The sequence below is a fragment of the Burkholderia sp. 4NA327C6 genome, from assembly GCF_005502655.1.
Lineage (GTDB): Bacteria > Pseudomonadota > Gammaproteobacteria > Burkholderiales > Burkholderiaceae > Burkholderia > Burkholderia contaminans.
Genome location: NZ_SCNZ01000065.1, coordinates 18,371 through 37,536, shown reverse-complemented (window position 1 = coordinate 37,536; position 19,166 = coordinate 18,371). Strand labels below are relative to the sequence as shown.

At 63.6% G+C, this 19,166-nt stretch carries 21 protein-coding genes; 15 read left to right on the top strand and 6 right to left on the bottom strand.

Features of this window, described 5'->3' with window-relative positions; all coding sequences use genetic code 11:
• Nucleotides 1-309: 309 nt before the first annotated feature.
• The 12 genes from FFS49_RS37830 to FFS49_RS37775 all read left to right on the top strand — a co-directional run bounded on the left by FFS49_RS37830 (nucleotide 310) and on the right by FFS49_RS37775 (nucleotide 7,967).
• Nucleotides 310-1,008 carry a hypothetical protein gene (locus FFS49_RS37830; RefSeq protein ID WP_137951052.1) on the top strand — a complete coding sequence of 233 codons (699 nt, stop codon included), beginning with the start codon at nucleotides 310-312 and terminating at the stop codon, nucleotides 1,006-1,008.
• Nucleotides 1,009-1,034: 26 nt separating this feature from the next.
• A complete protein-coding gene (locus FFS49_RS37825; RefSeq protein WP_137909946.1) occupies nucleotides 1,035-1,241 on the top strand; it encodes a hypothetical protein in 207 nt (68 codons plus the stop codon).
• 23 nt (nucleotides 1,242-1,264) lie between these two features.
• A complete protein-coding gene (locus tag FFS49_RS37820) occupies nucleotides 1,265-1,804 on the top strand; it encodes a hypothetical protein (protein ID WP_137909947.1) in 540 nt (179 codons plus the stop codon).
• A 253-nt stretch (nucleotides 1,805-2,057) separates the two neighbouring features.
• Nucleotides 2,058-2,399, top strand: a complete 342-nt coding sequence (locus FFS49_RS37815) for a hypothetical protein (protein ID WP_137909948.1) — start codon at nucleotides 2,058-2,060, stop codon at nucleotides 2,397-2,399.
• A 27-nt stretch (nucleotides 2,400-2,426) separates the two neighbouring features.
• A complete protein-coding gene (locus tag FFS49_RS37810; protein WP_137909949.1) occupies nucleotides 2,427-3,512 on the top strand; it encodes a hypothetical protein in 1,086 nt (361 codons plus the stop codon).
• Nucleotides 3,513-3,523: 11 nt separating this feature from the next.
• A complete protein-coding gene (locus tag FFS49_RS37805; RefSeq protein WP_249362277.1) occupies nucleotides 3,524-3,916 on the top strand; it encodes a hypothetical protein in 393 nt (130 codons plus the stop codon).
• Nucleotides 3,903-4,148 carry a hypothetical protein gene (locus tag FFS49_RS37800; RefSeq protein WP_058904005.1) on the top strand — a complete coding sequence of 82 codons (246 nt, stop codon included), beginning with the start codon at nucleotides 3,903-3,905 and terminating at the stop codon, nucleotides 4,146-4,148. The genes FFS49_RS37805 and FFS49_RS37800 overlap by 14 nt, the downstream gene beginning before the upstream one ends.
• A gap of 10 nt (nucleotides 4,149-4,158) precedes the next feature.
• Entirely contained in the window at nucleotides 4,159-4,494 is a 336-nt protein-coding gene (locus FFS49_RS37795) for a hypothetical protein (RefSeq protein WP_137909951.1), read from the top strand.
• A 30-nt stretch (nucleotides 4,495-4,524) separates the two neighbouring features.
• Nucleotides 4,525-5,406 (top strand): 3'-5' exonuclease, encoded by an 882-nt coding sequence (locus FFS49_RS37790; RefSeq protein WP_137909952.1) that lies wholly within the window; start codon nucleotides 4,525-4,527, stop codon nucleotides 5,404-5,406.
• Between the two features lie 33 nt (nucleotides 5,407-5,439).
• Nucleotides 5,440-5,688: a hypothetical protein gene (locus FFS49_RS37785; RefSeq protein WP_137909953.1), complete on the top strand. Its 249-nt coding sequence runs from the start codon at nucleotides 5,440-5,442 to the stop codon at nucleotides 5,686-5,688.
• Between the two features lie 2 nt (nucleotides 5,689-5,690).
• Complete coding sequence (locus FFS49_RS37780) at nucleotides 5,691-6,119, top strand: hypothetical protein (RefSeq protein ID WP_137909954.1); 429 nt, start codon at nucleotides 5,691-5,693, stop codon at nucleotides 6,117-6,119.
• A 3-nt stretch (nucleotides 6,120-6,122) separates the two neighbouring features.
• Entirely contained in the window at nucleotides 6,123-7,967 is a 1,845-nt protein-coding gene (locus tag FFS49_RS37775) for a phage integrase family protein (RefSeq protein ID WP_137909955.1), read from the top strand.
• Between the two features lie 482 nt (nucleotides 7,968-8,449).
• On the opposite strand, the gene FFS49_RS37770 is transcribed toward FFS49_RS37775, so the two are convergent.
• The 5 genes from FFS49_RS37770 to FFS49_RS37745 all read right to left on the bottom strand — a co-directional run bounded on the left by FFS49_RS37770 (nucleotide 8,450) and on the right by FFS49_RS37745 (nucleotide 14,692).
• Entirely contained in the window at nucleotides 8,450-8,779 is a 330-nt protein-coding gene (locus FFS49_RS37770; protein ID WP_137909956.1) for an H-NS histone family protein, read from the bottom strand.
• Between the two features lie 1,204 nt (nucleotides 8,780-9,983).
• Entirely contained in the window at nucleotides 9,984-12,326 is a 2,343-nt protein-coding gene (locus FFS49_RS37760; protein WP_137909958.1) for a P-loop NTPase fold protein, read from the bottom strand.
• A 769-nt stretch (nucleotides 12,327-13,095) separates the two neighbouring features.
• On the bottom strand, nucleotides 13,096-14,034 hold the full coding sequence (locus tag FFS49_RS37755; protein ID WP_137909959.1) for a DUF6602 domain-containing protein: 939 nt from the start codon (nucleotides 14,032-14,034) through the stop codon (nucleotides 13,096-13,098).
• 217 nt (nucleotides 14,035-14,251) lie between these two features.
• Nucleotides 14,252-14,455: a hypothetical protein gene (locus tag FFS49_RS37750; RefSeq protein WP_137909960.1), complete on the bottom strand. Its 204-nt coding sequence runs from the start codon at nucleotides 14,453-14,455 to the stop codon at nucleotides 14,252-14,254.
• Between the two features lie 12 nt (nucleotides 14,456-14,467).
• Nucleotides 14,468-14,692: a hypothetical protein gene (locus FFS49_RS37745; RefSeq protein WP_137909961.1), complete on the bottom strand. Its 225-nt coding sequence runs from the start codon at nucleotides 14,690-14,692 to the stop codon at nucleotides 14,468-14,470.
• Nucleotides 14,693-14,865: 173 nt separating this feature from the next.
• Here FFS49_RS37745 and FFS49_RS37740 point away from each other — a divergent pair, with 173 nt between their 5' ends.
• The 3 genes from FFS49_RS37740 (at nucleotide 14,866) to FFS49_RS37730 (ending at nucleotide 17,171) form a co-directional block, all read left to right on the top strand.
• Nucleotides 14,866-16,053 (top strand): hypothetical protein, encoded by a 1,188-nt coding sequence (locus FFS49_RS37740; protein WP_137909962.1) that lies wholly within the window; start codon nucleotides 14,866-14,868, stop codon nucleotides 16,051-16,053.
• 146 nt (nucleotides 16,054-16,199) lie between these two features.
• Complete coding sequence (locus tag FFS49_RS37735) at nucleotides 16,200-16,577, top strand: DUF3592 domain-containing protein (protein ID WP_137909963.1); 378 nt, start codon at nucleotides 16,200-16,202, stop codon at nucleotides 16,575-16,577.
• A 21-nt stretch (nucleotides 16,578-16,598) separates the two neighbouring features.
• Complete coding sequence (locus FFS49_RS37730) at nucleotides 16,599-17,171, top strand: hypothetical protein (RefSeq protein ID WP_137909964.1); 573 nt, start codon at nucleotides 16,599-16,601, stop codon at nucleotides 17,169-17,171.
• On the opposite strand, the gene tssF is transcribed toward FFS49_RS37730, so the two are convergent.
• On the bottom strand, nucleotides 17,172-19,049 hold the full coding sequence (tssF, locus tag FFS49_RS37725) for a type VI secretion system baseplate subunit TssF (protein WP_137909965.1): 1,878 nt from the start codon (nucleotides 19,047-19,049) through the stop codon (nucleotides 17,172-17,174). It lies immediately after the preceding gene.
• Between the last annotated feature and the right edge of the window lie 117 nt (nucleotides 19,050-19,166).

Here is a 19,166-nt window from a genome sequence, read left to right as displayed (position 1 = left end):
GGCGACCGTCGAGCGGGGGCTGTCAGCCCTCTGGCCGGGCACCTACGGGCTCTATCACCCGCTGGCGGCGATCGCCGCGGCGAACCTGCCGCTCCTGGCCGTGTCCCTGATCATGCGGTCCTGAGACGGGCGAACCCGGCTGCGGCCGGGTTTTTGTGGTGCGTCGTCAATGCCGATAACTCCCCTTATCGGCATTGCGGTTAATGCTCGAAAACCCCGGAGGGCGCTTTACAACGGTCCTTGACACGTCTTTAAGACGTGCTATGCTGGTTCACCCGTCTTTAAGACGGGTTCTGTTCAGGAGGCTTCATGTCGGTGTTGTACGTGTACCGCTGCCCGGGCTGCGGCCACCGCGGCGAGACGCGCCGGCCCGATGACACGCACGACGGCGAGGGCGTAGCTTGCCCCCAGTGCGGCGCGATCGTCGCGCTCGAGTGGGACGGGGGCGTGACGCTCGACGGTCTGCCGCCCGGTTTCGTCGGCGACCCATCCGGCCCGCCTCCCGCCGACGCGGCACCGGCGCCGACCGCGGCCGCCTTCAAGGCCCTGCGCGTTCGCGGCCGGCGCACTCAGGCGCAGGCCGCCGCGCTGTTGGGCGTGCTGCCGCGTCAGGTGCAGCGCTGGGAGGCGGGTGAGGCGCCGATACCGACCACCGCCTGGCCGCTGCTGCGGCGCGCCTGGGGCTATCGCTATCCGAGCGACTTCGTGCCGGCGCCGGGCCCGATGACGCGCGGTTGCGACGCGTTGCGCGATCGCCCGCGCGACACCATCGAGCGCGGCGACGTGGTCGAGCTGCAGCCGGTCGACGGCCCGCGCCTGCGCGCGACCGTGTGTCTGGATCGCGTGCACGACGGGCTGGTCGACGAAGAGAGCTACGGTGCGTATGTGACGGAATTTGTCGGCGCGGCCGACGCCGGCGACGAATACCGCGGCTTCTTCATCCCCGAGCGCGTGACGTTTGCGCGGTCGAACGTGATCCATCTCGAGCAGCGCGCGCCGCGCCGCTGACCGAAACGCCTTCGCCAGGAGCGACGATGAAAACTGCCTACGACCTGCTGCTGGACGCACCCGACGACCAGGTGACGCGCTGCCGCTTGGCGTGGAAAGCCGTGGCCGCCGGCGACTGGCAGGACGCCGCGCACTTCCTGCGCAACGCGGCCGAGGAGGCCGGCGCGACCCCGTGGGCGACCGATGCTCGCGCGCTGGCCGAAGCGTGCGCCGCGAAGGTCGCTGCCGCCTGAACGCCCCGATACCGGAGATCACAATGAACGCCAAAACCGAAGCGATCGCCAACGCAGATGCTCAGCTGAGCCGCGCGGGCCTCTACACCCATAGCGGCGTGCTCAACGAGCTGCGCTGCGTGCTCGAGGCCGTGAAGGCAGGGGTGCCGGAAACCGTGGGCTACGGCGAGATCGGGAAGCCGGCCTTCGCACATGGTTGGTCCGCTGCGATGGAACATGTCTACGGCGAGCTGGCGGCCGCCTGTGCATTGCTGCGCGAAATCGATGGGACCGAGCACGCATCGGGTGAAGCGAGCACCGATGTTGGCGCGGACCTCCCGCGTGGCGCACACAACGTATCGGCGGCCACTTCGGGCGAGGCGCTCTATACCCGATTGCGGTCGGCAGCTTCCTGCCGACTATCCGGGCAGCTGGGATGTGCTGGCGCCCAGATACCAAGCCGCGTTCGACGCGGCAGCGATGGGCGAGAACACGGCGACACGGTGACGGGAAATCGCACAATTAGAGGGGTGACTCGGTTTCCGCGAAATAATGCGTCTGCGTCGCGGTCATCATCAGTTTGAACACCTATACGAGGCACATTAACTGGAAAAGGGTGTGCCCCGATGAAACGCGAAACGGTGACTCTCTGGCTGAACTGCGCAGCCGCCGGCGTCCAACTGCTGTACTGGAGCGTCAAGCTGGGCCTGCTGTTCGGACCGATGCTCCACTGACAGCCCCGCCCGCCCCGAGAGGGGCGGGCATTGGGCAGACTTACCGCGCGCGACTGCTCCCGCGAGCACCTGCCCGCCGACAAGGAATCGAGAGAGCGAGACCATGACCGAGATCATCAAGACCTACGACGAGTTGTCCGATTCGCAGCTGGCCGACGCGCAGCGGTTGTTTCCCGGCACGAGCAGCGATGACCCGTTTCGCTACGTGATCGTGGCCGGCAAGGTCCATCACCGGATCGGCGCGACCAAGCCGATCGCTGTTCGGATCGTCGACGACAGCGGGCCGCACTTCTTGCGCACCGATCAAGTTGTCGGCATCACGCCCCGCACGAAGTGGGGGAAAAAGGGCGTCGAGGTTCTGTTGCGTGCCGGCGCCGAACGCGAGCCCCATACGCTCTGGCTCGCCGTCGATCCCGACTACCTGGCCCGGCAGATTGGCTGGTAACCCGACTCACTCTGACAGGAGCGCGCAATGCGCAAAGAATACGAACTGCACACCGACGTGCTCGCGACGGTCGTCGCGGCGACCCCGGTCACGTCGAAGCACGCCGCGCTGCTGACCACGTTTGCGACCCGCACCGACTATCGCGGCGCGCGCTACGCGGTCACACGCGACGAGTTCTCTGAACGGCCGGCCCGCGTGATCGATGCCGACGGCCGCGAGATCGCAGCCGACTATCACGCGTGGATCGACGCCCAGCTCGACGCGCACGGCGGCTCGGTGGAGGACGTGTTGCTCGCGCACCGGGATTCCGGCTATCAGTTGGTCGACGTCCAGCCGCTGTTGCACTACTTCGTATTTGACCGTGGCGGTGATCAGGACAATTTCGTGCAGCTCGAAATCTGGGAAGAACAGGAATTCGTCGAGCGCGAGGTGTTTCCGCGCAGCACGCCGTGGCGCTTGCCGGATCTGCATGAATTGCGCTCCGGTTGGCACGACATGCCGGTCGAACGGTTCGAGCGGCGCACGCTCGGCTCGCCGCGCTATCGGCTCGAGGCGGTGATCGACATGAAGCACTTTGCGGCGCTCGCCGAGACGACCTATAACGAGCGCCGGCAGCGCGACGGCGATCGGGAGTTGGTCGAGCGGAGCCTCGACACGGGCGAATCGCGGGTGGTCAGTGTGCGCGAGCTCACGCCGGGCTACGACAACCAACAATGGCGCGGCCGCCGCTTCTTCGACGACTGGGCTGCGTCAAGCGCCGGCCAGGCGGGCGAGCGCGTCTGTCAGCGGTGGGTTTTCAGCACCGAGGACTACACCGATCCGCGTACCGGCCGCGTGATGGATTTCATACCGCGCTGGACGCACACGCGCAAGATCGCGGCGCTGAAGAACACCGCGAAGCTGGACGTGTACAGCCTGTACGGGAAGCTGACGCAGTTCGACGAGCGCATCGGCCATCGCTTCGCCTGGTACTTCTACGGTCTGCACGGCAACCTGATCCTGAGCGGGCAGATGGAGCGCGTGCTCGAGGCGGCCGAGGCGGGCCTGATCGTGCTGCCCGAGCACGACTACCGGGTGCTGCGGCGCTGGGGCGACGATCAATACGGGTTTTGAGAAAAATGCCAATGAGCGCCGACCTCGACAATTACTTCAAGCTGCGTCGCCCGTGCGAGAACTGCCCGTTTCGCAAGCGTGACGCGATCATCCTCGCGCCGGGTCGCCTGGAGGGGATCATCGAACGACTGGTGCGCAACGATCACAGCACATTTCACTGCCACAAGACCGTCCACAACACGCGTACCGGCGGTGTGTGGGATGACGACGGTCACTACGTCGCAAGCGGTCAAGAAAGTATGTGCGCCGGCGCGATGATCTACCTGGAAAAGATCGGTCGATCGACTGTGGGCATGCGCTTAGGTCGCGTGTTGGGCAAATACGATGTGGAACGCCTGTCGCCCGCATTCGGCGACATCATTGACCCCGAACTGACAAGGAAATCCAACGATGAAAACCTATGAAGAACAGCAAGTCCTTGCGCGCCAGGTCGAACAGTGGACTGCCGAGCTGAAGCGGCTGGCAGGCCAGATCGCTGCAGCGAAAGGCGTGCCGAGCGCGATCCTGATGATCACGCCGCAGGATGAGGACTACCACGACGTTGTCCCGGAATTGATCGCCGAGGACGCGTTGCAGGTCCGTACCCATGGATGGCCGGTCGGCTTCGAAGTCGAAATTCTCAATCAGGCTGATTAGGAGTGACCTAATGGCTCGCACTACCAAGAAGAAGCCGCCGGCCAGGCCGGCGCCGCAGTATGTCAACGGCGTCGTGTTCACGCTCGCCATGCGCGCGGGCGATGTCGATGTGATCGGCATTCCGTTCGAGCACCGCGGACGGACTTGGGCCGTCCACGCGATCATCGGGCGCGATGATCTCCCGTGCTATGCGGTTTCCGACGTGCTGACAGGCATGCATGTGCCGAAGAGCGAGGCGTCTACCATCGATGCGTCGCGCGCGGCGGCGATTGCCACGCTCGACAACGTCACGGACGAGAGCTGGGCCAAAGCCTTCGGCTCGGCCCACACCGAGACGGTCGAGTGACACCCTGCAAGGCACCCTGAGAGTTTCCCGATGCGCTACCCGAACCGAGCCGCGGCGCCGCTCGAGCTGCAGACGAAAACCGAGCTGAAGCAGGCGCGGCGCAATCTGGCCGACGGCCAGGCACCGGTTGCACACTATTGGCAGGGCCATACGTGGATCGCGCTTTACGAGCCTGCGTCGACGGTGCCGATGCGCGCGGCTCGCGCCCCGAGCCCCGCCCAAGCGGCCGCGCTCGCAGCCGGCCGGGCACTAGCGGGAACTCGGCCATGCACGATTTGCGGTACGCGCGCGCAAATCGAATGGCTGGATCGATACGGCTGCTGCGACGCGTGCCTTGACGACGTCGCCCGCGAGAAACGGGACGAAGCGGCCCGCTTTATCAACGTTACCGCGAAAGAGTGGCTGGTAGCTGATCCGCTGTTCATAGACACCGAAACGACCGGCCTGGATCACCAGGCGGCGATCGTCGAGATCGCGATTCTCGATCGCGCCGGCGCCGTGCTGATCGACACGCTCGTGAAGCCCGCGATGCCGATACCGGCGGCTGCGACGGAGATCCACGGGATCACCGACGCGGACGTCGCCGGCGCGCCCGCCTGGAACACGATCGGTCCGCAGGTGGCCGAGCTGCTCACGGGGCGGCTGTTGATCGCTCACAACGCGGCGTTCGACGAGCGCATGCTGTACCAAACATCGCGATCCCACGGCGTGATGTTGCCGGCGCTGCGTGTCGAATGCACGATGGAATTGCTGAACGGCTGGGCTGGTCGCTGGCTCAGCCTGGCCGACGCCGCGCTGTTGCTCGGCGTTGGGAAGCTTGCGACCCGTCATCGGGCCTGCACAGATGCCGAGCAATGCCGCCAGGTCGTGCTCGCCGTAGCGCGTGCAGCACCCGGAGACACTCGGTCCTGAAATCGATCGGCCATTGCAACAGGAGCCGTAATCATGATGTCGTATTCGCAGTTCACGGAACTCGCCGGGTGGCAAATTTGCGACTACCGCGCATTGTCGAATCCGGTATATGGAAACGCGGCAGTCGCGCCTGACATCGCGCAAGCTATTGCGCGTGGCGCGTTCAACCTGTGGCGCACGGTCGCTCTTCAGGGATTTGCTGCCGCAGAGCGGCCGACCTATGAGGCGGATGTGGTGCGCCTGGCCGCCGTGGTCGACGCTTCCCTTTCTGACCCATCTTGAGCATGCGAAAAGCCACCTCCCGTATCCGCCGGCCGTTGACCCGGGCGCAGCTGCTACCGATCCCTGCGGCCGAACTGCGCCGGATCCAGCTGAAGCACCATGTGGCGCTGGCTGCTCTGCGCGACGCGAACGACGATGTCGCGCAGCTGGCCACGCTCTTGAATGCGATCTACCTTGCGTACTTCCTTGACCCGACCGAGCCAGGACCGTATCGACTCGCCGAGACAGGGCTCCAGGACTGTGCCGCCCGCGCCGCGCGGGGCGAGTCGGGCGCGCTGACCGATCTCGAGCGCGCCGCGGTCGAGCACGTGCTCGCACGGCTTGACGCGCAGCTGGCCGCGGTGCCGATGCATCGCTATGTCGCGGCGTTTGAGCGGCTTCAGCGCGTCACCACGGCCGAAACGGTCGTCTCCCCCATACCTGTAGGCTGAACCATGGCAAATCGCCACCAGCAGCTGGCCCAGATGCCATTGCGCAGCTACAGCCGCACTGAATTCACGGCGCTGCGCGCGCGCGTGAAAGGCTTGCCGATTGAGACGATCGAGCGGCTGTACTTCGACCGCGATACGGACGAGCCGGTCGACGTCGCGCAGCTGCTGCGCACAATGCGCGACGATCTGGTCGCGGCCGCGCTGCGCGATGGTTCGCCCGTATTGAAATCCCACTTGCAGGCGGCGATCGAGAAATACGGCGAGCCGCGCCTGACGCCTGTGTCGCTGCAGCTGATCGAGCAGGTGGCCGGGCAGTGGGCGATCGCGCTGCCGCAGGGCGATCACCCTGTAGGCCGCTGGTTCCGGCCGCTCATCGCCGCGCGCCTGGAAGGCGAGGGGATCCGCACGCTCGGCGAGCTCGTCGCCTTCATGAACCGCCGCGGCGGGCAATGGTGGCGAGCCGTGCCACGGATCGGCGTCGGTCGCGCCCGTGTGCTGGCCGCCTGGTTGAGGCGTCACGCGTCTTCGATCGGCGCGGCCGTCGAGGTCGACGTCGACGCCGGCGACGCGCTCGCGCCGACTGCGGCAAGCGTCACCGCCAGCGCCGGGCAGTTGGCCCCGCTCGAGCGCCTCGCGCTGCCCGACGCGCTGTCCGGCGCTCACGGTGCCAACCGGGCGCCCGTGTTCGCGTATTTGGGCGCCGAGCACGATCTGGATGCGATACGCGCGTACCTGCACCGATACGACGATCGGCCTGCGACGCAACGGGCCTACAAGAAGGAGCTCGAGCGCCTCGTGCTGTGGTGCGTTGCGGAACGCGGCGTCGCGCTGTCGTCAATGCGGGTCGAGGATTGCGAAGCGTACAAGGCATTTCTAGTCGCGCCGGCCGAGCGCTTTACAGGGCCGCCGGTCGCGCGCACGAGTCGCCAGTGGCGGCCGTTCGCGCCGGGCGGCCTGTCTCCAGAAAGCCAGCGCTACACGGTGCGCACAATCCGCGCGGCATTCACGTGGCTGGTGGCGGTCCGGTACCTGGCCGGCAATCCCTGGGAGGCGGTCTCGGATCCAAGTGTCGTCAGGCGCGTGCGCAAGCTGCAGGTCGAGCGGGCGCTACCGCTCGAGCTCTGGACGCGCGTGCGCGCAACACTGGCCGAACGGAGCGAGTTGCAGAGCACGAGTGGGCCGCGCTGGCGCGCCGCGCGTGCGCTGCTGTTGCTGATGGGGGATGGCGGCTTGCGGATCGCCGAGGCGGCCGCGGCGACGCGAGCGGCGCTCGTCTGGATGCCGGCGGATGACGACACGCCAGCCAGCTGGTTGCTCGAGGTGATCGGCAAGGGCAACAAGCAACGCTTCGTGCCGATCAGCGACGAGTGCGTCGACGCGCTGCGCGTGCACTGGCACGATCGCGGCGAGGATCTCGACGCGGCGGCTGCGGTGAAGCCACCCGGTTTGCCGCTGGTGGCGCCGCTGGTCATCCCCCCGACGCCGCGGGCGCGAGAGAAATTCGGCGACCCCGTCGACAGTGAGGAAGAGGGTGCCGGCACCGCATCAGGAGGAGGATACTCCGTGCGCGGCGCGCGCGGGCTCACGCAATGGGCGATCGCGCAGCTGCTCGAAGTGATGCCGAACCTGAGCGAGGCCGACCGGCGTAAGCTGGCCGGCACATCGCCGCACGCGTTTCGGCACACGGTCGGCACGCAGATGTTGGCCGCCGGCGTCGCGCTCGAGGTCGTACAGCGTACGCTCGGCCACGCGTCGCTCGGCACGACGTCGATCTACGTGTCGCCCGAAGAGGCGCGAATGCGTCGCGAGGCAGCGAAGTACCATGCGCGGCTGAAGTATCCCACGTGACGTTGGGACGATCAGGCGAGTCAGCAGAGCACGCGTCGGCTCAGCGAGACCGAGTGGCGAGTTGGCCCACGCGCTCGGTTGTTTCAAAGCGTCGCCTGAATATATGTTCATACGCGCGCCCGACCTCCACCGGTAATACCCGGAGGCCATGATCGCGAAGCCACGCGCAAGTGTGTCGGCCATCATTAAAAGCTACTTCGTCGGCGACCAGCGAGAGGCTTGGAACGAAAATAGCGGTTCTTCCGATATTCGCCGCCAAAAAAGCGCCGACGGCCGCGTACTTGCCGATTTGGGGCGACCCGATTCCGCCTGGACCGACATAGTGATCCCGCGTCTTGCACCACGACGCGTCTAGTAGGTCGATCGCAATCCAGACTACCGGATCGGGCGTTTCGCCCCAGTCTTCAGCGATTGCACGCGGCGCCCATACCAGCTGTCGGAAATCCATAACGGCGTCCATCTTTTTCAGTCCGCACCCCGTATTACGCGTCCTCGCCCGGCCACCACGGCTGCGGCACGCGATCGACGGCATAGTCACTAACGTCCTTCCCGACAAGCCACTTAGGCCGCGGGCCATGACCGGACCAACTACGACCCGACGAAGGATCGTAGTACTTCGCCGATGCGCGCTTCGGCTTCGTTTGAATATAGCCCAACGCCGACAGCACTTCCTGTTGGGTGATCCCGTACTGGGCGACCTGTTCCTTGAATGTGGCCAGAGCGGCCTTTTTTTCCGCGGTCCGGGCATCAGCTAATTGAGCGTCGAGTTTGCGCAATTCAAGCTGCAGAGACTGCAGGGTTAGAGGTTCCATGAGTTTCGGCAAATGTGTGGAGGTAAATCAATAGTCCGCTGCGCTGTGACAATTCTATGTACCGTTGCGGACGTCTATCGGTTTGTTGCTCGGACGGTGCGGCCGCAGTACCCGGAAGGGCCACGCGTCGCGAGCGTCTCCCTGTGCCCATCGGCCACGACAAAGCCGGCGGAGCCGAATGGACCGAGGCAACTTTCCACGACCGCGGATATCCGCGTTCTTTGGATTCCAACTGGACAGACCGTTATTTCGGCTCGCCCGATTCGGGGCTGAGAACGCGATAGTCCTTCGCGACGACGCCGCGCTCACTGCCTGGGTTTACGACGGCTGGCCGTACCCAGGTCACCCGGTTTTCCAGTCGTCGGATATGACCGCGCCGAAGGTGCATGCGCGGCGCCGCATGTGAACCCGTGCCTTTTCCGCCGCTTGCCGGCTTGGCCGCCGCGACCTGCAGAACCTTGTACGTAAAAAACGGCGGCCGTCGCGTAGCCAGCCGTCGCGCGTTCATTGCGGGCTTCGGGTGAACGTCTACTGTTCCGACGTTCGCGCAATTCAACACCGCGCAGGCGTCAGCCGAAGTAAAGTTGGGGCGTTTTGCGAAGTAAAGTCTGAACTTGGGCGTTTTTTCAAAAATTTGCCCGATGCGCGCGGAATTTTTCCTTTGAAAATCAATGATCTAAGTTCATTGTGGAAGTAAAGTCGGACCTTTTCCAAGGCCGTTGCAATCGGAAGGCTCGCGCCCACTGAGCGCCCGATTGAACAGTCGTGCCCGTTGCCGCGCCGCAAGCTGTCGCGCCCACGCATTGCGCAGACCCCAGTTTGAATGGGCGATCATGCCGTAGTGATAAGAAGGATTATCTCGTTATCATGCCGCTTGGCGATGTCTGCAAACAGCCACGCGCGACACGAAGTGGCCGTTGCAGAGCGACGCGAAGGGCTCTTTGCGACCCGAAGCCGACATCTGCCCCGGCACGACTGCAGCGGTTGCTTCCAAAGTACAACGGCCGTTCCATCGACCACATCGGTTGGCTGAAGGCCGTCCTACACGGACACTGGCCGCCCAGTGAATTCAATGGCCCCTTCGACATTTAGGAGAAGCATTTGAGTTTCAACATCGATTGGTCGACGGGACCATAAGTACGACCGCTTTCTCGCGCATGACAGCACCTTTCTGGTCAACTCGGCCTAGACATGGGCCACCCGATTAGAAATCGAATGGGTCGCGCTCTCTTAGTCCAAGCCACATATCAACAGAGCGACGCAGCGTTCGCAGGGCCTCCTCGTGCTCGGGGAATTCTGCGGGATCGATCGCGTCGCACCTGACCTTGGCCACGTCAATGCCGACGAAGTCGTCGATCGTCTGTTTGTTGAATGTGTTGTGCGGTGCAGAGACCCTGTCACCCCACGCGTGGACCGTGCCCCGGTTCATCATGCGTGTGGCCATCCTTGCGAAGCCCTCGTCGGTCCGGATCGCCTCGACCATCCACTCGCGGGGTTCGTCCAATGAACCAGCGTAGTCCCTCCATCGGTACAAATAGGACATGAGATCCGGTTCGGCGATCAGCACGTCGACGTCCGCGGCGCGGCTCCTCATCAACCGCAGCCATTCGGCTTTCATTGCCTCGACGGTATCGGTGTCGAGCGCCGGATCGAAGGCGTCGTTCTCCCCCTCCTTCCGATCGGCGGGATCGTTAAGATGAATCAAGATCGCAGCAATTGACAGCGCCTTGGTCTGGCGGAGCGCCTCAAGCGCCAGATCACCTCGCATACCTTCCGGCACCCGTTTTAGGAACCAGCTCGTCGCTCGCCATGCTGAAAGCCAGGGCGAATCGAAGGGGTCGCCGGCGCGCAGGCCTGCGAGCTTCTGGGCGATTCCGAACATCGCGGGAAGCAGCACGGCGGCGTTTTCGACCGGAAGGCGGTCGACGGACTCGTCGAACCTCGCGACGAGCGAGGGCAGCAGGCCATCGGTCTCGACATCGGCGATCGCGGCAGCTAGCCCGTCCTCCGTCGTAGTCGCGTCGAGGAACGCGACGAAGCGACGCTCCGACATTTCGCCGGCCGCTGTCTGGAGTTCGAAGTAACGCGGGAAGTAGCGCCGGGAGCACACCCGCTTGGCTGTCAGCCACTTGAGATGGGAGCCCTCTGCGTAGTTCGTGCCCCCGTATGCCCATTCGAGAGGCGGAAAGAGGTCCTTGAGCGCGTCCCGGGCGATGACGCGGCGCTCCTCCGGCACGAGCTCGAGAAGTCGCTCGGCCGCTGTCCTGTCCTCATCCCGCCGACCATAGCCCGGGAACCGACCCTCCTGGAGGACCAGCTCCCTCTCTCGGAACAGCGCCTCATGGAGGTCCGGTTCGAAGACCCGGAGCGCCTCCAGAAGAAGGAAGTCGACAATATTCACCTCAAATACGTCGCCGGCCGCATGCAACGGTAAGTGCACGGCGATGGACGAGATCAATCGGCGCGCGTCGCGCATGTTGCGCAATAGCGGCTGGATGCAGCCGACGAACGCGTTACCCCAACGCGTCTGCGAGAACCCATTCGCCTCCGTTGCGTACGGTCCCGCCAGCTCGGAGAGCTCTTCCCCGAATATATGATGCACAATCGATACCGGGACCGCCGGTAGGTCGAAGCTAGCCTGCACGACCTTTTCGAGAAAAGCGCGACCGTCACCGTCTGCGACCGGATCGAGCGCACGCTCTATGATGCTGGGCTGGAACAGGAGGACAAAGACGATGTTGGGCAGGTTGGCGTTTGCCTTCACCTGCCGGAGGAGCATCCTGATCTGCTCGGGCTCGAGCCGGTCGATGTCGTCGACGAAGACAACCAGCGGCCGGTCGAGTTCGCGAAGACGAACCTCCAGCGCATCGCGCACCTTGTCGAGCGGTTCGCTGCCGCGATCACGTCCGAGATGCGACAGCGCTCGACCCAGCAGGGGCGTGCCGATCGAGAGGATGGCGAGGCCAGTTGCCACCTTCGCTGCCGTCGGGAGGTCGAAGCCTATTGCCGAGGCGACGGCGATCACCGAGGCGTTCGTCAGCACCGTCGAAATTATATGACTTGAGCCGCCGGCCTTTTTTAGCGGCGCGCTGGCCCCAGTAAGGATCGCGCCGTACCGTCGAAGCGCTTCGGCGCGGGCGAGCGCTGCCTTCGAATGTTCGCCCCCCAGACGATCCGCAATCTGGCCGAAGAGGGCGCGGGCGATCGCATCGCCGTCGCCCCACTGCCAGGGATTGAAGTCAAGCCAGTCGGCCCCGTCACTCTTGGCATCGAGTCGCTCGGTGATTAGATTCTTAAGTGAGGACTTGCCGAAGCCCCACCCACCTCGGATTGCGAACACCCTGCCTTCGCGCAGACTGAGTTCCGAGAGCACGCCGGCTATGCGGCCTGCGAAGTCCGCCCTCCTCAGGCGATCCTCGGACGCAGTCCGGATCGGCGCCTCCGCACCGATCCCGCCGTCCGGCCGTTCGGTTCTTGCGGCCTCCGCAGCGAGCCTCGCACGGCGACGAGCACGCCACGCGGACAGACGGACAAGCGGTCCGGTCATCGCGCAGCGACACCGATCGGATCGCCAGCCCCGCCGGAGGGGCGGAGCGCTGACGTCGAAGTGTGAAGCGCCGGCACGGGCATCGGGATAGAGACTCTCGAATGTCTATCGCCATCACTGCGTCCGCGACCAATCCCGAAACGTTTTCGCCACATAGTTATATTCCCAGTATTACTCGAGGAGATCCCACCGCGTTTGCGCATCCTAGCTCGTCCCGTCCGCTAACGGCGAGACAGCCGACATTAATCGAATGGACAGCGAACAGCAGATCAGGGAGAGAGGCGACATGACGCTGGCTTACCGAGGCCGAATTACCGCTTGTTGAGCGAAGCCGCCATCTGAAAGTCTCAACCACACTCCAGGCGAAGGTCTGCTTGTGGCCGGGAGCGGGCGGACGCAGTTGGCCCCGAATGTCCCGCAACACCGCTTTTCCAGCATAGGTGACCGAGCTTGAGACAGAGAGCGTCCTATCTGAACTCAGCGCTCCGAACGGCCGTGTGGGGGGGGGCGGGAAACGGGCCAGAAATCAGGTCGTTATGCGCCGTCTTTGAGCTGCCCAATACGAGGTCCAGTCGGTCGTGTGGGCCTGGAGGAGCACCGGGCGGGCCGGAATCGACTTGTAAGCCGGCACGGAGCAGCGCGGACATCACGTGAGCGCCAGCGATTGGCGGGCCGGTCGGGGGCGTGAGTTCGCGGAGTGCCCATTCCGCGCTGCGCCGTCGAATAGGAAGCGCGTAAACGTCTTGGCCGCGCGGCCGAGCCGTCACGTTCAGGCCTCCGGCATTGACACGGGCGAAAAATCCGGATCTGGCGGACTGCGAAAATCGGTCATCCCGCCCAGTGTTGGGCCGCCCCAGCGACAGAACAGGTCCGCGTAGTTTACGTTGGAAGGCTGGTAGTGGCTGGCGCGTTGAGTTACGAAGGTCAGGAATGCCAGCAGTACTAGACCATCGACAGCGGACGTCGAGAAATAGTCGTTGCACCAGGCGTCTTCGAACTGGAAATCCAGACGCTCCTCTTCGCGCTCGAGGTCAGTCCATTTGACCTCGTCGGGCGTCTGGCCGCGGTGGAGGCCGAACACGTGCGCGTAGCCGTGTGCCTTCACCAGCACCGAAAAATGGTCGTCCAGCACGAACACGCCGTCGGGTTGGCTCCCCGCGCCAGCGTAGCGTGTCAGGCACAGCGCCGGAGTTTGCCAGCCATCGAAATTGCAGTCCCGATCCAGTCGGTATGCAAACACATGCCGGAACGGGCGGTAGCCGCTGTCGGTAAAGCCGTGCTCCAACACGGTATCGAATTGGGCCAGCTTGGCGGTCGCCGCCGCGAGCGTGCGATCGTCGAGCGTCGACTTGACCTCGATCACACCGAGCGTGGCCTCGACCGGCACGAGGCGTCGGGCGTCGTCGCCGATGTCCAGCGGCAGCGCCGGGCAGTTCAACGCGTCATAGACGATCACATCGAATTCGGGCGTAGTCGCGTCGCCTGCATAGTACACGTGGCCGCGCGTGACGCCCCATTTCGGGGGCAGGCGCTCGCGCAGGAACTGTCGCACGCGCGCTTCGCGCGGGCCGCCCTTGTGGTCGGGGCGTACGTGCGCGGCACTGTCGGCGAACGTGGCCCACAGGCTGGCGGCAGCGGCTCGCAGTAATTGGCGAACATCGACGGGCGGCACGCGATGCTCAGACGGCATAAACACCTCGATGGACAAGTGGATCGGGTCGGTGACCTCTTAACCGGCAAGGCGAAAAGGACCTTCCCCCTATTTAAAGCCATAAGCTTAACCGTGATAACGGAAAGCGACCGAATGCCGAGCGGTGCGACCGAAATCTGTCGCTCTCGAGTAGAACTGATGGAGCGCAGGAGCTTTGCTGGCAAAGGAAGACCGAGACCGTTGCGGTTTCGACACTGGTGTTCTTTGGGATGATTTACAGCAACGACATTTGGGTTGGCAGCGCTTCGGGAATCGCGACGCCCCTTTCCGTTGCGGCCCCGGCCCGCAGCACACTCGAGGCGGTAGCACTGCTTTCCCCCGCGTTCACGTGGTCCCCATGATGCTTGCGTAGCCACGCGACGCCAAGCACGTCGGACGAGAACACGACGCCTGGGGCAATTTGAACAAGCTGACCCATCGGCAGATCCTCCTAAGCGGCTTGAACGTCAAAGTGGGCAGCGGCATAGCGAGCGCTGCAGTTCCACACCTCTACCCCGTCGCGGGCGAAAATTGCCCACCCGTCTTTTACCGTCATCATCGCTTCGGGGAAGACCGTGCCATAGCCATGTGCGGTGGCGGCGAATATGGTGCGTTCGCGGCAAGTCGCGATGTAGTCACCATCGGCAAGTGTGCCCGTGTTCTGTTCGTTGTTCATTCCCTCGGCGCCCATTTGCGAACCGCAGTCGGTCCCAGCCCATCAGTTGATCGGAACAGTCTAACCCGGCAACGTTCGTCCATCGCCGCGACCCTTCAGCGGAGATCGTCTCGCGAGTAAAGTATTGGCATTGGTTTCGATGATAGTACCGTCCGCCACGTCGAGGAACTCAGTTGCCTGCTGATCACTTGAAGCAATTGCGCAAGGCGCTGTTGCCATACGGATTGAAGCTGCTGGAGCCGGAATGGCATGGGTGGCATGCCCAGTATCGATTTCGCTGTCAAAAGGGACATGATGTGAGCCGGTCGGGCTCACATCTGTACTACCACCTGGTCGCGTGCCCCGCTTGTCGGGATGAGGATGCTCTACGGCGGCTCGATGAGCTGGCGCGCGCTGCTGGAGGACGCTGCATGTCCGACTGCTATACAGGTCGAGCGAAGCGCTATCAGTTCGTTTGTCGCGCCGGCCATGTCTTCGAAAAATCAGTTGATAGCCTCGAGAAGGGCTCGTGGTGCGTCGTTTGCGCGCGCAACGAACATTCGAAGCGCATGGCAGATCCCCACGGAATGAAGCGGCTTCGCGCTGCTGCCCGCGCGCGGGGTGGCAAGTGCTTGACGGCGTCATACACGAAGCTTGGGGACCGCTACCGTTTCCGTTGTGCGGCCGGGCACGAATGGGAGACGGTTGGTCTTGAAGTCATCCGCGGTGCCTGGTGCCGGATCTGTTCGAATCTTAAGAAGGCACAAAGGTATCGGCTTCAGGACGGGTTGGCTCGGCTACGGCGGTGCGCCGAAAAGCGTGGTGGCATATGCCTCTCAACGGTCTACGAAGGCAGCAAAGCCCACTATCGTTTTCGATGTGAGGCGGGTCACGAGTTCGATATGTTGGGCGCTCGGACTTTCCGTGGATCGTGGTGTACCGAATGCCAGCATGAAGCGAAGCGATATGGCATGAGTCTCATGCATAAGGTGGCCAAGGCGCACGGCGGGCGCTGCCTTTCGGATACCTATCGCAACGCGGCGACGCGACTCGAATGGGAGTGCGCGCGAGGTCATCGTTGGTGGGCGTTTCCCGGAGTGATCGTCCGCGGTCATTGGTGCTCCGCGTGCGCCCATGACGCTGGCAAACTCGGCATGGACCTGATGCGGGCGATCGCGAAGGAGCGAGGCGGGGAGTGCGTCTCGAAATCCTACGTGAACAGTTCAACCCGGTTGGAATGGGAATGCGCGCGCGGCCACCGCTGGTTCGCCACGCCGAACGCGATCCGTCGCGGGCATTGGTGTGCGCGCTGCTATTTCATCAGCATTACGACGACCGAAGAGACGCGCCGAAAACGGCGACATGAAGCCGGCAGAAAGTGAACCTCGATCTACCGGCGCGGTTGGCCCGCGGATTCATTCGGGTATCACACGACGTCCGGACAGTCAGTGCCAATGCGCTAAAATCTCGCTCGGACACGCAGTGACAGGGTGCCGCGCGTGCCCAACGACAAAAATCGAGAGGGCTCATGTCTAAGGCTATTGCAGGCATTGCGATCGGGGTCGTTTTTCTCGTGATCGCGGCTTTCATCGGGTGGTCCACGCGAGAATTTTTGCAGACTGCGATCGCCGTTCCGGGCGAGGTGGTCAGCTTGAATGCCGGTGGGAGCCACCCGCAGATCGAGTTCGTGACAAAAACGGGCGAGCGAGTGTCGTATCCGCAAGGCGGGATGATCTACGGCACGAAGATCGGCGACAAGGTCACCGTGCTTTACCAGCCCGAGGCGCCGGCCCGCACCGCGACGATTGACCGGTTTGGCGCCGTGTGGAACTGGACATTGATGGCGACGATATTCGGTCTCGGATTCATCCTCTTCGCGGCGATGAATCTGGCACCAAAAAAATAACAGCATCTGAGAGGATCGGCCGTGTCAATTCTGAGACCAAGCAACTGGAGCTACAAGACGGGTGCGACAGGCGGCGTCAGCATCGAGTTCGTCGTTGCGTCGGGCGGCACGATCGTTCTGGCCGACCCCGCTGGAACGGAAACCGATTTCTACTACGGCGGCGTAGGCGTCGGTATCGGTTTCGGCCTGCGTGTTCCGAAGATCAAGTTTCCGCGGTTTTCCTTGCCGGAGCTCAAGATTCCCAAGATCGCCGGCCGCGAGGTCGGAGGCGCAGGGTCTGCCAAGTCATTCGACAGCGCGGGGCTCATCTATATGGCGCCCGCGTTCAGTGGCACCGAGCTGACCAAGAGCGACTTTCAAGGCGCAACGGTCTATCTCGACGGTGGTGTCGGCATCGGCTATGGCAAGGCGGGTTCCGCAATGATCCTCGGGATCAATTCAGCGCAGCTTGCCCTCGGGCTGTCGAACCCGGCGATGAGCTGGCTCGCCGAGATAGCGATTGCGCATGCGCCCGCAATCTTGCTGATGGGTGGCACGACGGTCGGCTTGCAAGCGGGTGCCGGCGCCGGGATCCTGGTCGGCTATCTGCACTGACTAAATGACCGGCCGTGTTCCGGCTCGGGCCGGGCAGCAATGCAATTCCTGCCCGGTTTGAGACGACCGGATGATGAGCTGTACGTAGCTGTTCACCGGTGCATACGGGGTGAAAAACCGATCGAACGTTCGAGCGAACAGATGCAACGTGACGTCGCGCAACGCGCTCTCCTCTAGCGATACCACGATTTCGATACCGCGCACGAACGACGGAAACTGGCCGTCGAGCGACATCCACTTCATTGCGGGTTGGTAATCCAGTCCGACGATCGCGTCGATGCTGCGTTGAGCGACGATGTTCGTGCGCGGAGCGTGCAAGCGCAAGAAGTCCTTGAACGCCTTCAGCCCGGTCTGGGTGAGATCGAAAGGGTGCAACGACAGGCCCGCCACCACGCGCCACAGCGCTCCGTGTCCGCGCGAGTGCGAGCATGGCAGGGTCGGCTGCGTCAGCAACCGGATCGGGCACGCCAGCGCTGCACCTTCATGAACCAGGTCGCTATCAGGCGCGCCGATCGGCAGCCGCGAAGGGAGTTCACCGTTAGTGGCGGTGACGTCGACGTCGATTTGGGGATGCCTCACCTGGGCGGCGGCCCCGTCCAGCCCGATGAGCGACAGGAGAATAGGTCCACGCGCATTTCCCGCCGCGGCATACGGATCGCGAAACGCCGTCCAATAAGCGACGGCAGGATCGGGTTGCCGGCCATGGCTCAACGCGCGGTAGGGCAGTACGGCCGTTCGTGGCGCAGCGCTGGGCGACGAAGCCCCTTTTTCGTGTTCGGACTGCGTCCGATTGCCCAGATGAACGGCGTCGATCGAGTACACGTCGAGCGGCGTGCCGGTCTCGAGGGGCTCGGGCGTCACGGGGTAGGCCCGATCGGTGGACGTGAGTTGGATCGGCGTCGCGTCTCGCTTGAACAGATTGACGACAGGCGTGCAAAACAGTTTGAACGATGCGGCGTCGAGGTCGCTCAGCGCCTGGGTAGCAGGCGCTCCTGCCGGTGCGTCGCGGATGGCCAGGTGCAACGTCAGTTGTCGTGCTTGCGGCGCGCGCGCCGCGCGCCGGATTCGCCCCAGGTCGATGTCGACGAAATCGAATTTCTCGGGGAAGGCGAAGGACTCGATCAGCGTGTCGAATGCATCCGACGTGTTGGACGACTCTTTCGGGAGCAGCCTCTCATGCTCGCCAAAGCCGACTGATTCGATCGGGACCTTTGATAATGCCGTCCAGCGACCGCCATGATCGACCTCGACATATGCGCTGGTCGTGCGGAGCAGCAGCGCGTCGGCGAGCGCGGCGACACGGGCGCGACTACCTGCCAGATGAAGGCGAACCTTGCCGGACGGTATCGCTTCATTGAAGGTCTCGGTGGGCGTTGCGCTTGCGAATGTAATCGAGAGGATTGCAGAGACATTGGCCGGTAGCCGGACCGCCGCAGGGACCATCGTCGCTGGACCAAAGCGGACCGAGTGGACGCGAAGCGGCGAGAGCGTCACGTCGTAGACCGTTTGAAATCGGCAGGCAGCCGAATTTGCATCAAGCACAGTGCCACGCTGCATCGTGAAGGGCACCGTCAGCTGACCGAATAAATTAGCTGAATCAAATTGCGCAATCGCGCAGGCCGGCACGGTGCGCAAGTACTGCGGGTACAACATTTCGAGTAAGGACTCGGTGAACTCGGGGTAGGCGTCCTCCAGCTTCGCGTCGATACGGGCGGCCAGGAGCCCGAACGTCTGGATCATTCTGTCGACATGCAGGTCGCCCTGGCCGTTGGCGATGCCGAGTCGAGCGCCAATCTTCGGATAACGCCGAGCAAATTCCGCGACGGCGCGCAAGAGTAGACCGACTTCGTATTCGTAGTGGGGCAGCAGGTTATCCATTCACCTTCCGTGCGGCTCAGTCCCCATATTCTAGGTACAAGAAGAAACGCAAAACTTGATCTTCCCGGGGGCAGGCAGTTTAAAATCCCACGACGAATAATATCCTGCCGTTCCGAT